Source organism: Acinetobacter sp. AC1-2 (assembly GCF_016124155.1).
Taxonomy (GTDB): domain Bacteria; phylum Pseudomonadota; class Gammaproteobacteria; order Pseudomonadales; family Moraxellaceae; genus Acinetobacter; species Acinetobacter calcoaceticus.
In genome coordinates, this window is record NZ_JABFFO010000004.1 from 205241 (window position 1) to 218144 (window position 12904).

General features: G+C 39.6%; 12 protein-coding genes and 1 riboswitch. Of the genes, 7 read left to right on the forward strand and 5 right to left on the reverse strand.

From position 1 onward, the window contains the following. Positions 1-8: 8 nt before the first annotated feature. Together trpB and HL290_RS14405 are read right to left on the reverse strand one after the other, a co-directional pair. The gene (gene trpB / locus HL290_RS14400; RefSeq protein ID WP_003655197.1) at positions 9-1238 is read right to left on the reverse strand and encodes a tryptophan synthase subunit beta; all 1230 of its coding nucleotides are present in this window, start codon (positions 1236-1238) and stop codon (positions 9-11) included. Further along, positions 1213-1881, reverse strand: a complete 669-nt coding sequence (locus HL290_RS14405; protein ID WP_092708657.1) for a phosphoribosylanthranilate isomerase — start codon at positions 1879-1881, stop codon at positions 1213-1215. The genes trpB and HL290_RS14405 overlap by 26 nt, the downstream gene beginning before the upstream one ends. Positions 1882-2007: 126 nt before the next feature. Beyond that, positions 2008-2215: riboswitch (cobalamin riboswitch) on the forward strand. A 35-nt stretch (positions 2216-2250) separates the two neighbouring features. Here HL290_RS14405 and HL290_RS14410 point away from each other — a divergent pair. The 3 genes from HL290_RS14410 (at position 2251) to HL290_RS14420 (ending at position 5529) form a co-directional block, all read left to right on the forward strand. Then, on the forward strand, positions 2251-4068 hold the full coding sequence (locus tag HL290_RS14410; RefSeq protein WP_198496835.1) for a TonB-dependent receptor plug domain-containing protein: 1818 nt from the start codon (positions 2251-2253) through the stop codon (positions 4066-4068). Between the two features lie 94 nt (positions 4069-4162). Continuing rightward, positions 4163-4741: a cob(I)yrinic acid a,c-diamide adenosyltransferase gene (locus HL290_RS14415; RefSeq protein ID WP_004638907.1), complete on the forward strand. Its 579-nt coding sequence runs from the start codon at positions 4163-4165 to the stop codon at positions 4739-4741. A 74-nt stretch (positions 4742-4815) separates the two neighbouring features. Then, positions 4816-5529, forward strand: coding sequence for a glycerophosphodiester phosphodiesterase (locus HL290_RS14420; RefSeq protein WP_198496836.1), 714 nt, complete (start codon positions 4816-4818; stop codon positions 5527-5529). Positions 5530-5559: 30 nt separating this feature from the next. Here the strand turns inward: HL290_RS14420 and HL290_RS14425 are convergent, their stop codons facing one another. Continuing rightward, positions 5560-6099 carry an META domain-containing protein gene (locus tag HL290_RS14425; protein ID WP_198496837.1) on the reverse strand — a complete coding sequence of 180 codons (540 nt, stop codon included), beginning with the start codon at positions 6097-6099 and terminating at the stop codon, positions 5560-5562. Positions 6100-6307: 208 nt separating this feature from the next. Between HL290_RS14425 and HL290_RS14430 the strand changes: the two genes are divergently transcribed. The 3 genes from HL290_RS14430 to HL290_RS14440 all read left to right on the forward strand — a co-directional run bounded on the left by HL290_RS14430 (position 6308) and on the right by HL290_RS14440 (position 9681). Continuing rightward, on the forward strand, positions 6308-7480 hold the full coding sequence (locus tag HL290_RS14430) for an acyl-CoA desaturase (RefSeq protein ID WP_017392438.1): 1173 nt from the start codon (positions 6308-6310) through the stop codon (positions 7478-7480). Between the two features lie 99 nt (positions 7481-7579). After that, the gene (locus HL290_RS14435; RefSeq protein ID WP_198496838.1) at positions 7580-9022 is read left to right on the forward strand and encodes a protein adenylyltransferase SelO; all 1443 of its coding nucleotides are present in this window, start codon (positions 7580-7582) and stop codon (positions 9020-9022) included. Positions 9023-9099: 77 nt separating this feature from the next. Beyond that, entirely contained in the window at positions 9100-9681 is a 582-nt protein-coding gene (locus HL290_RS14440) for a L,D-transpeptidase family protein (RefSeq protein ID WP_198496839.1), read from the forward strand. A gap of 70 nt (positions 9682-9751) precedes the next feature. Here the strand turns inward: HL290_RS14440 and HL290_RS14445 are convergent, their stop codons facing one another. Beyond that, entirely contained in the window at positions 9752-10438 is a 687-nt protein-coding gene (locus HL290_RS14445) for a response regulator (protein ID WP_003655179.1), read from the reverse strand. Positions 10439-10459: 21 nt separating this feature from the next. Beyond that, positions 10460-12118: a sensor histidine kinase efflux regulator BaeS gene (gene baeS, locus HL290_RS14450; RefSeq protein WP_045435620.1), complete on the reverse strand. Its 1659-nt coding sequence runs from the start codon at positions 12116-12118 to the stop codon at positions 10460-10462. A gap of 132 nt (positions 12119-12250) precedes the next feature. Here baeS and HL290_RS14455 point away from each other — a divergent pair, with 132 nt between their 5' ends. Continuing rightward, complete coding sequence (locus HL290_RS14455) at positions 12251-12628, forward strand: hypothetical protein (protein WP_198496840.1); 378 nt, start codon at positions 12251-12253, stop codon at positions 12626-12628. The last annotated feature ends 276 nt before the right edge of the window (positions 12629-12904 follow it).

Below are 12904 nucleotides of genomic sequence, written 5' to 3' on the forward strand. Positions count from 1 at the left end.
ATTCCCGCTTACATCTCAACCATTTCTACGCCATCAATGCGTGCAACAGTCATTAAATCTTTATCACCACGACCTGAAACGGTCGCAATAATAATCTGATCTTTAGACATCGTTGGTGCAAGCTTAGAGACATAAGCCATGGCATGTGAGCTTTCAAGAGCAGGAATAATTCCTTCGATTTTAGTTAAATCACGGAAGCCTTGTAGAGCTTCTGTATCATTAATCGGCACATACTCAACACGCTTCATATCTTTCAAGAAACTATGTTCAGGACCAACACCCGGATAATCTAACCCAGCAGAGATACTATGTGTTTCGATAATCTGACCTTGCTCATCACTCATCAAGTAAGTACGGTTACCATGTAACACACCAACATGACCAGCATTTAACGGCGCAGAGTGTTTACCAGTTTCAATACCAAAACCAGCAGCTTCAACACCATACATTTTCACATTGGCATCATTTAAGAATGGGTAGAACAAGCCCATTGCATTTGAACCACCACCCACACAAGCAACCAATGCATCTGGTAAGCGACCCGCTTGTTCCAAAATCTGTTTACGTGCTTCACGCCCAATAATTGACTGGAAATCACGTACAAGTTGTGGGTATGGGTGAGGACCTGCCACCGTACCAATCACATAGTAAGTACTATCAACATTGGTCACCCAGTCACGCATCGCTTCGTTCATGGCATCTTTAAGTGTTTTAGAGCCACTCTGTACAGGCACAACAGTCGCGCCCAACAAACGCATACGATAAACGTTCATAGCTTGACGCTTAACGTCTTCAGCACCCATATAAACAACACATTCAAGACCCAAACGCGCGGCAATTGTTGCAGTTGCCACACCATGTTGCCCAGCACCAGTTTCAGCAATAATACGTTTTTTACCAGAAAGCTTTGCCAATAACGCCTGACCAATCGTGTTGTTTACCTTATGTGAGCCTGTATGGTTCAAGTCTTCACGTTTCAGGTAAATTTGCGCACCACCTAACTCTTTTGACCATCGCTCAGCATAATAAAGTGGACTAGGACGACCTACATAGTAGGCGAGATCGCGGTCGAATTCTGCCAGAAACTGTTCATCATTTTTCATGCGGGAATATAGATTTTCTAAATCTTCTAATGCCGCCATTAGAGTTTCTGACACAAAACGTCCGCCATGGATACCGAAATGCCCTGCAGCATCTGGGTACTGTGTATAGTCAATCACATTGTTTTGCTGATCCACGTTGGACTCCTTGCATAAATCGTTCAATGAGTTGTTGGTCTTTTATACCTTTTGCGGACTCTACGCCTCCGCTCACATCTACTGCAAAAGCACCGGTAGTATGAATAGCGTCAATGACATTGTCAGGGGTTAAACCACCTGCCAAGATTAATGGAATATCAAGTTTTGGGAATTTAGACCAGTCAAACTGATGTCCTGTGCCCCCTTTAAGCTCAGGATGCCACGCATCGAGCAAGACAGCACTGGCTCCAGCCGCCTGATATTTTTGAATTTCAGCAATAACATCAAGGTCAGGCTTAACCTGAATCGCTTTATACCAGCGACGCTTACAATGGCGAGCTATCTCCTGACATTGTTCTGGAGTTTCGTCGCCATGTAGTTGTAATACATCTAGGGGAACACAATCAAGTACTGACTGAATCTCAGTAGCACTTGCATTCACAAACAAACCAACAAGTTGTACATAAGGAGGAATAAATTTAACTAGTTCTTGTGCCTGCTCGAGTGTGACATGTCTTGGACTTGGTGGAAAAAATACAAAACCAATTGCATCAGCTCCAGCCGCAACTACTGACTGAACATCTTGAGGGCGAGTAATTCCACAGATTTTCGCTCGTGTACGTTTTTGGTTTGATGGGCTCATGATCTGCCTAAACTACAACCATTTCTTAAAATAAGTGCCATTGTAATGCAATTTTTGTCCCTTGCGTAAAAGTTCTCTGGGAATTGGTCCAAATGACATTGTATGAAATAAATCGCCACTTTATACTGCGTAAAATTGGAAGCAAGTGTAAGCAATTAATGCTTTAGGGAAGCTGGTGAAAGTCCGGCACTGCCCCCGCAACGGTAACAATGTAAAGCATATTTTTTAAGTCGTTCTCGACTTACACCACTGCAATGATGTGGGAAGGTGAATATGTCCATAACTTAAATATGGCGTTGAAGTCCGGAGACCTACTTGTTTCATCTATCTACCCGATCATTCACGTGGGGTGAATGTATGGAGCATGTTATGTCTAAGACTTTTCAACCTACTCGTCTGGTAGGGGCTATCGCTATTGCGATGGGGTTTTCACCTGTTATTTTTGCTGAAGATACAACGAACGCAACTCAACTTGATCCAATTGTAGTGACTGCTTCAAAAAGTGCTGAAAAAGCGAGTGAAGTTCCGGCTCGAATCAATATTATTGAGCCAAAAGTTCTCGAACAATCACCTATCGCATCTTTACCACAATTATTACAAACAGATGCATCCATTAATATGGTGCAAAGTGGTGGTTATGGACAAATAGCTTCAATTTTCTTGCGTGGCGGCAAATCGGAACAAGCTCTTATATTAAGAGATGGTGTCCGTCTAAATTCAGCAACGTCCGGTACAGCATCACTCGCATTTATTGAGACAACTGATATTAAGCAAATTGAAATACTTAAGGGTCCTGCCTCTGTTTTGTACGGCACTGATGCAATTTCTGGTGTTGTACAGCTAATTTCAAAAACACCTGAAAAAACCTCAGCTTTTGTTACAGGTGAGATTGGTGAAGATAAAACTTATAAATCTGTTATCGGTGCTGATTTAGCAGAGGATGGTTTTTATGCACAAATTCGTGGCCAACGCCTAGAAACCGATGGGACACCTGTAAAAGATATAAAAAATGCTCCCAATGCCTCATTTGATCAAAAAGGTTATAGTGCAAAGGTAGGCGTTGATAAAGAGAATTATGCCGCTTCTGTTGATTATAGTGAAAATGAAGGCTATAGCGATTATGACAATAATGGCAACCTCATTTCTCAAGATTTTAAAAATGAAATCATTAATGTCAAAGGACGTGTAAATATTCTTGAGAATTTAGCGTTACACGCACGCGTCTCTCAATTTAAAGATGATATCGATCAAAATAATTCGCCAGATTATGTACATAGCAAAACCCAAGAAGCTGAAATTTATGGCCAATGGGGCTTTACACCAAATCAAAAATTATTATTAGGTGTAACACATCGAAATATTGATGGTGACGTTATCTCATACGGTACGCCATATCAGGAAGATATTGATTCAACAGGCTATTATATTCAACATAAATATGATCAGGCAGGATTAAATACACAGGTTGGTCTTCGTGTGGAAGACAATGAAAAATTCGGCACACACACCGTTGCTCAAGGCTCTGTCCGCTATCAAGTTCTACCATTAACTAGTATTTATGCAAATATTGGTTCAGCCTTTAAAGCACCGACACTTAATGACATGTATGCTTATGGTGGCAATCCGGACTTAAAACCAGAAGAAAGCTTTTCATATGAAATTGGTCTAGACCAGAAACTAGCCTATAATATTTCAACTGGTCTATCGCTATATACAACTGAAGTCGATAATCTCATTGATTTTGATGGTGTTCTTAATCAAATGAGAAATCTTGATAAAGCTAAAATGGAAGGCAGTGAACTTTATATAAAATGGCAAGGTGAAAACCTATTTACAAATTTAAGCTATAACTATGTCCGTGCTAAAAATAAGACTAATAATGATGATTTAAGCCGTCGTCCACGTCAAAATATTGCTCTAACAGCAGGTTGGACAGATGAACGTTATACCTTCTCAACTACGATGCTTGCAAATGGCGATTACGACAATAGTGCCTTTGACGATGTCCAAATTCCAGGACATTTCCGTGTAGATATGTATGGCCAATATAAGATCAATAAGAATATAAATGTTTTTGCTAATATTCAAAACATAAGTGACTCTAAATATCGCACCGCATATGGTAGTGGAAGCTATTATATTAACGGCGGCCGCCTTGCATCAGCTGGTGTGACCTTAAGCTACTAAGCAAAACTTTATTATAAAAATATTTTCTTAACTCCAGTTTCGGGGTAATGTTCTGACCGACATTATCCCCTTTTTTATGTTCAGGATATCCATCATGGGACACCGTTTAAGCAAAATCTATACACGCACAGGCGACTCAGGTACAACAGGTTTAGGCGATGGCTCTCGTGTTGCCAAAGATGATTTAAGGGTTGCAGCACTTGGTGATGTCGATGAACTAAATGCCATTATTGGCGTTCTTCGAGCTCAAATCACTGCAAGTCAAGTAATAGACAAAGCAAATTGGGATAAGAGTCTAAGCTTAGTTCAACATTGGCTTTTTGACTTAGGCGGCGAGGTTTGTATTCCAAACTACAATTTACTTCAGCCTGTTTGCATTGAATTTCTTGAAAAAGAAATTGACCGTATGAATGAAGACTTACCGATGCTGAAAGAGTTTATTCTACCGTCTGGCTCTTTAACTTGCAGTTATGCCCATCAGGCACGTGCTGTCTGCCGCCGTGCAGAAAGATCTCTAATGTCAGTACAAACACGCGACCAGAATATTCAAACCACGGCACTCCAACTTTTAAACCGTCTGTCTGACTGGTTGTTTGTAGCATCCCGCGCTTTACAACGTGCTGAAGGTGGACAAGAAGTGCTTTGGCAAAAAAATATTAATGAGATTATTTAAAAATAGATTAGATTAAGAATGGTCTCTGCTCTTTTGAAGAGACCATCATTAAAAATAGTTGATAGAAGAAAATTATGCGCATTATTGGTCATCGTGGTGCACGCAAAGAAGCTCCTGAAAACACGCTAGGTGGTTTTCAGCACATAAAAAATCTAGGTATTCGTGGTGTCGAATTTGATATTCGTCAGCTTCAAGATCAAGAATTAGTTGTTATCCATGATGACAACTTTTTACGTACCGCAGGAATAGATCAAATTGTTGAGCAATCTAATTTGTCTCAAGCATTATCATTTGATCATCGTCAAAACTGGCCCAATTGGCCAAACTCTGAACCAACACCTACACTTACAGGCGTTTTAAACTTACTTGATAACTTTGATCATATTGAAGTTGAAGTGAAAGCTGTAAGAGACATGGCTTTAGCAGAAAAACTCGTTCAAAAGCTTGAGACTGAATTGCAGGGTTTTGAGAAAGTCGTAACAATCACAAGTTTTGACCTTCAAATCCTAACAGCTTTACGTGAGATGAATTCTTCATTTAAACGTGGGTTGTTAGTTGAACTTCCAGTGGGTGCAATCGCAATTGAACTCGCTCATCAATATGGTTGCTGTCATATTGGCTGGCATGATCAACTCGCAACAGATGAAATGATTCAGCTTTCACAACAAGCAAACCTAAATATTAGTGTTTGGACAGTAAATGACATTGAACGAGCTAAATCTTTACGGGATTTAGATGTACAGGGGCTAATTACAGATATTCCAACTACGATGTTACAAGCTCTGTAAATATAAAAAAGGTGGTAAAACCACCTTTTATTATTTCTTTTGTGCCTGAATCAATCGCTGACCGCTTTGGTCAAGCAAATAGAGTGTATTCCCTACCAATTGAAATTTTTGAATACGCTGTAAAGAATCAATCAACTCTGCCTCTTGAGCCAACGCACCATCACAACTTGAATGTCCTGCATTAACCTGCATATCAAGTTTCTGTTGACTGAAATCAAAAGTATATCGACCAAAAACGCCATTACAGCCCGTATGACCTGAGACTGTTTTGACAGCAGAATTTAAAGAAAGAACTGGCCATTGATCAAAAAACTTGGCTTTATGACCATTAATCTGGGTAATTTGCCAATCAATATCTTGAATCCCATCAGGACTTACTCTCTTTTTTACTACAGGAGGTTGTACGCGATGGACTGGTTTTACTTGAGCTTTCTGGCCTTTCTGAATATTTTGTTGTGGGGTACTTTGACATGCAGCTAATACAAGACTGATCGTGACCAAGACACACTTCAATGATAATTTTCTTGCAATATCAATGTTGTTCTTTTTTTTCAATCGTTGTACGTTCATTAAACAACTTCTCCTACTTGAAAAACTCTGTGACATAGTTTAAATCTGTTACCGTTCTTTCAATACATCTGTACAATAATGTTAGTGATTCTCACTAAGCACGTGCTAATATGAAGGATAGAATAGCAATATATCTTGATGATTGGTTTTGCTATGTCGTTTTGTCTTTGTACCTTGTCTGACAAGGTTTCTAGGAGCGCTGCCGGATATGACTTCCGCCCCACTCAAAGCCCCAATTAACTGGACCGCTAGCATTACCTTAATTGGTTTACCAATTCTTGCTGCAATCATAATCCCGATTTATGCGTATTATTATGATTTTAGTGTAAGCGCATGGGTAAGCTTATTTTTTCTTTTAGCTCTAAGTAGTATGGGGATTACTGCTGGTTATCACCGCCTGTGGGCTCACCGAGCTTATGAAGCGTCGTTACCACTTAAAATTCTTTTAATGATTGGTGGTACATTTGCCGTGCAAAATAGTATTTTGTTCTGGGCATCTGGTCACCGTACACACCATCGACATGTTGATCATGTTGATGAAGATCCATATTCAATTAATCGTGGTTTTTGGTATGCCCATATGGGTTGGATGATCCGCGATCATTCACCATCTGAGCCAGATTTTAAAAATGCACCAGACTTATTGAACGATAAACTGGTCATGTTCCAGCATAAATACTATGGTTTACTCGTAGTTGCAGTTCATGTTGGAATTTTAGGCTTAATTGGTTGGGCAACTGGCGATTTGTGGGGTGTAGTCCTCATAGGTGGTCTATTGCGTTTAATCATTAGCCATCAAGTGACTTTCTTTATTAACTCGCTTTGCCACATGTGGGGTAAACGTCCTTATACAGACGAAAACACTGCACGTGATAATTTCTGGTTAGCCATTGCTACCTGGGGCGAGGGTTACCATAACTACCATCACATCTTCCAATACGATTATCGTAATGGTGTGAAATGGTGGCAATATGATCCAACAAAATGGTTGATCTGGTCATGTTCTAAACTTGGTTTAGCTAAAAATTTACGTCGTATTCCAAGCTTTAATATTAAAAAAGCAGAATTGGCGATGAAATTTAAATACGCTGAACAAGACCTTGCTATTTATGGTCACAATGTAAATGCTGATATGACTCAGATGAAACAACGTATTGCTCAGGAATACGAAGCTTTTACCCATACATTAAATGACTGGGCAAAGCTAAAAGAGCAAGAACTACAAGCGAAAAAAGCAGCAATGGCTGAAAAGATTCATAGAATGGATCACAAGCTTAAAGTTGATTTTCAATTGCTTGAACACCGTTTAAGTCATCATCGTGAGTGTTTAGAAACTTTAATGCGTAACATTAAAAAGAACACTAATGTAGTATCAGACTAAAATAAATTCTGCTCTAAAATAGCTCTTTCGGGAGCTATTTTTATGCCCGCTTTTTAACTATGGTATAGTGAAATCCGCTCTCTCTATTTTGCCAAGCCCATGCAATTTAATCCGCTCTACCCTTCACTTCCTTCTAAATTATTCCATGTTCAGCAGCCGTCCCCTTTACGTGGTGCAAAAGCAGGTCATTTCAATACTGCTTTAGCTGATGAGCTGCAATGGTCAGAAGACGAAAAAAATGCATGGGTTGAAATCTGTAGCGGACAGCGTACTTTTACTCAATTTCCTTCTCTTGCTATGGTCTATGCTGGTCACCAATTCGGACAATGGGCGGGACAACTCGGTGATGGGCGTGGCTTACTAATTGCGCAAATACTTAATACAAAGGGTCAAACCATAGATCTACATCTAAAAGGTGCAGGCCCGACACCCTACTCAAGAATGGGAGACGGACGCGCAGTATTGCGTTCTGTGGTTCGTGAATATTTAGCTGGGCATGCTTTAAATGCTTTAGGAGTCGCTTCTAGCCACGCGGTAGGTTTTACAACCTCCACTCAAGGGGTACAGCGCGAAAAACTAGAATTGGGAGCAATGTTACTAAGAACATCTGAATGCCATATCCGTTTAGGACATTTTGAATGGATTAATCAATACGCTCCAGAGTTGCTGCCAGAATTCACTCAAAAATGTATTGAGTGGCATTATCCTGAGTGTCTAGAAACCGAGAACCCTATTTTATCTTTTGCCAAAAAGGTGGTTGAGCGTACTGCAATTATGATTGCAAAATGGCAGTTGGTTGGATTTGCTCATGGGGTGATGAATACAGACAATCTCAACATTACTGGTTCTACACTCGATTTTGGTCCATATGGCTTTATGGAGCGCTTTCGTCCGAACTGGATCAATAACCACTCGGATTATCAAGGCCGTTATACTTACCAAAATCAACCAAGTATAGGTCATTGGAATTTATGGACGTGGTTAAACAACTTAATCCCTCTCGCTGAGCCTGAACAAAAGGATCAGTTCAAAGAAGAGTTAGCGCGTTGCTTAGAACAATTTGAACCAACCTTCATGGAACATTACACAACTGGTTTATGTAAAAAAATGGGATTACCTCATTTTCATAAAGACAGCCTTGATTGTAGTTTTAGTTTTTTAAAAATCTTACAGGCTGAACAACTCGACTACACTCAGAGCTTTATCCGACTTCAAAATAAAGAATATAAAGCTCTACGAGATGATTGCCTTGATATTCGACAGTTTGATGAGTTTCTTAGCCAATATGAAAGCATTCGTGAACATCAAGATACAGATGAGCTTGATGCGAATATGCAAAAAGCTAATCCAGTTTATATCTTACGGAATCACATGGCTCAACATGCTATTGAAGCAGCTGAACGAGATGATTTTAGCGAAGTAGACCGTTTGTTTAAGCTGCTTGATCAGCCATATACAAGACAACCAGAACTTGAACAGCCACAAGATTTAGGTCCTTTACCAAATGACGTACCAGATGTAGCGGTAAGCTGCTCTTCTTAATATTTTAAAAGACTAAAGCTCTCTTAAGCCGCTTTAGTGGTAGCTTAGAGAGTTTCTTAAACATTAAAGAATAATATATGAAAATTAGACCTATCATTATTTGTACACTTCTCATGATTCCATTGGGAATCGCTTTTTATAATTATGAAAAATATTTACCGACTTTTACATCATCCCATAAAGCTCTTTCAACCGAAGAGATCTTAGAACTCATTAAGACCAAGCCCATCACATCAATTGAAGTATTTAAAAATCAACGCATACTCCTCCTCAAAAATAATAATGAGGTGATTCGTCGTTATCCTATTCGTCTAGGCTTTAACCCTGAAGGGCATAAACACTTTGAAAATGATGGAAAAACACCTGAAGGGGTTTATTCTATAGATTGGCGCAACTCACAAAGTGCCTACTATAAATCTTTGCATATTTCCTATCCCGATGCGAAAGATATTGCTTATGCCAAGCAACATAATCAACCAACAGGTGGAGATATCATGATTCATGGATCAGTCCCAAAATCCTTACTATCGATGCCTTTTAGCTCGACTTATATGCCACATAAGGATTGGACTTTAGGATGTATCGCAGTTAGAAATGTAGATATAGACGAGATTTGGCAATTCGTGCCAAATCATACAAAGATTATAATTTATCCATAAAATCTTTAAAATTATCCACATTTTCTGTGGATAACATTGTGGTTATCCACAGAATAACTTTTGTGAGTGCTTATTCTTCTGGATATTCGAAGCGGTAACCTACACCGTAAACTGCTTGAATCCACTCATGGCGGTTACCAGTTTCAGCCGCTTCACTAATTTTTCGACGCAAGTTTTTGATATGACTGTCAATCACACGATCGGCAACGTCAAAACTATCTGGATTAATATGATCCAATAATTGTGCTCGTGAATAGACTTGTCCAACATGCTCTAAAAATAGCTCAAGTAAACGAAATTCGGTTGGCGTTAAGCTCAACGATTTTTGTTGATACCAAATTCTTTGCTGTGCTTTATCAATTCGGAAAGAATCATTTTGTTCAGGCTCTGCCTTACGTTCTAAACGGCGTAAAACTGCCTGTACGCGAGCAACCAACTCTTTTGGGCTAAACGGTTTACATACATAATCATCAGCGCCCATATTCAGACCCAAGACGCGGTCGATTTCTTCGGTACGAGCAGTCACCATAATAATCGGTAAATCTGACTGTTCACGTACCTTACGGCAAATGGTCAAACCATCCATTCGTGGAACCATTAAGTCCAGAACCATTAAATTAGGTTTACGTTGCTGGAAACTCGCATAGGCGTCTTGACCATCATGAAACATACTTACTTCAAAACCGGCAGCTTCAAGATAATCACGCACCAAATGCGCCAATTCGACTTCATCTTCAACCAACATCACATGTTTCATGAGATATTTTTCCTTTTATATTTAACTCTGCTTTTTAAAAGTGAGTACACAACGTAAACCACCTAATGGTGAATGTTCAAAACTGAGTGTACCACCGAGCGCCTGCGCAATTTTACAAGACAAAGCCAAGCCTAGCCCTGTTCCACCTGTACTACGCGTACGCGAATCATCTACGCGATAGAAACGTTCACCTAAACGAGATAACTGCTCATCGTTTAAACCAAATGGACTGTCATCAACATACAAAGTCCACTCCTGTGGAGTTTGAGCTGTATGAATATGAATTTTGCCACCTGTTTCTGTGTAACGAATACTATTACTAATTAAATTAACAATAATCTGTTTAAACCGATCACGATCTAATAATAGCGGAGAACTTGTTCCTTCAACTTGAATTTCGAGACCAGCTTGCTCAAGTTTCGGTTTAAAGTTCTCAACCTCTTGTAATACAACTTCCCACGGATTAACAGAACTCAAATAACACTTAAGCTGCTGGGCATCTGCCTGTGCCAAGTCTGCAAGGTCTTGTGTTAATTTTTTCAGGCTTGAAACCTGACGCATCATCGCATCAAGATGTTCAGGGGTTGCCTTTCGAATACCGTCTTGCATCGCTTCAATTTGTGCTTGCAATACAGCCAATGGCGTTTTTAATTCATGGGAAGTATCCGCTACCCATTGACGACGTGATTCTTCATGCCGGTGTAAAATTTCTGCCAAATGGTTCAATTGGGTAGATAAATCACCTAATTCGTCATTTCGTTTAATAACAACTTGATGCTGATAATTTCCTTTCGTTAATTCATTTGTCGCATTTAATAAACGCTGAATCGGTTTCTTAAAATAAGTCGCCATCAATAGCGCTGCAACTAAACTGGATAGTAAAGTTAAAGCATAAATTAAGAGTAAATAACGCTTTTGATTACTAAAGAAATTAATACTTAAAGCATCTTCTTTATCTAAAACAGGTTTTAAGCCTAAATATCCCACGACTTGATTGTTTAAGATAATCGGGCGAAATGACATCTGATCTGAAGAAGGCGGTTCACCAACCACAAACTGGTGATTTGCATCATATAAAGATAAACGAGAACTTAAACCCAAGCGGTCAGGCAAAGCAATAAAACGCTTCTTACCATTTTGAGTTTCAATATCTTTTAAGCTCCCCTTCTTTGACTTATTTTTATCATCACTTGGGCGAAACTGGTTTGCACTTAAAGGGAAACGTAGCCCTTCAAACGGTTGATATTGAGAAGGTAAATTTTGCTCAAGCGTTTTTAACTCTTCATCGCTAAAAATAGTATTTTTATTTGTCGGCGCAACTTGGGGTGAAATATTGATGAGGGCATGTTCATCGAAAGAGTGCTGTTGTATGGCAATATCATATTGGCGACGAAGCCACCACTGTGAGAGGCGATCATAATCATCGGGAGCCGCAGTCCCTTCGATTTGTAAAATTTGTGCCTGAATCGCATTTCCCCAATCATGGTACACCGTATAGACATTGCCAAGATTGGTAATAAGGCGGTCGAGCTTCTGCATTTCAACGTCAGCCACATATTTGGCAAAGTTCTTTTGCATTGTCCAGTGCAAAACGCTCAAGCTTGCGGTCGCAATAAGCAATGTGGTGAGCAAGACTGTCAAAAACAACCGTAATGCAATGGGAACACGTAGAACGTTCAAAAGCACTCTCTCATTTTTACGCTATATTTGGCATTGTAACCAACAACGAAAAGAAAAACTCTCCATTGTTTCTACATCTTTATTATCTAATCTTTAAGCCATCAGTAAACACAACATTAAAAGGCTTTAAATATGAAAACGACGGCAAAAATTGCATTATTTAGTGCGGCAATTGTAACAATGGGAAGTTTAGCGGCTTGTCAATCGACGACTCAACCACCTAAGCCAGAACGTGGCATGATGCAAGATGGCCCACGTGAAGGCCACCACCGTATGAAACATCGTGAGTTCACACCAGAACAAAAAGTAGCATGGGAACAGCACCGTGCAGAACGTCAAGCTCGCTTTGAACAAATCCAAAAAGCATGTGATGGCAAGGCCAACGGACAAGCAGTAAATGTTCAAGTTGGAGATAAGACACTTGAAGGTACTTGTAACCTTCGTTTTGAACCCAAACGCCCTCAACCTCCTGTTAATGCCCCTGCTCCTGCATCAGCTCAAGCAAAATAATTCTAAAAATCATGAAACAAAAGGCGCCTATAGGCGCCTTTTGTTTATACATAACTATTTACGATTTTGACTATTTGTATCATATAAACATAACCAAAAGTGTTTACACTCAAAGCACTTAGCTAGTTTAAGCATTTTTTTCTTGACTTTGCAGTCACAAAGTAAAGGTCCTGAGGTGCTTGTGCAGTTATGCAAGTTGTTGCACGATGTAATAGTCCAAGGTGCCTCATGGCACATTCTCATAGATTAAGATTATAACTCTGGTTTCACCAGTAT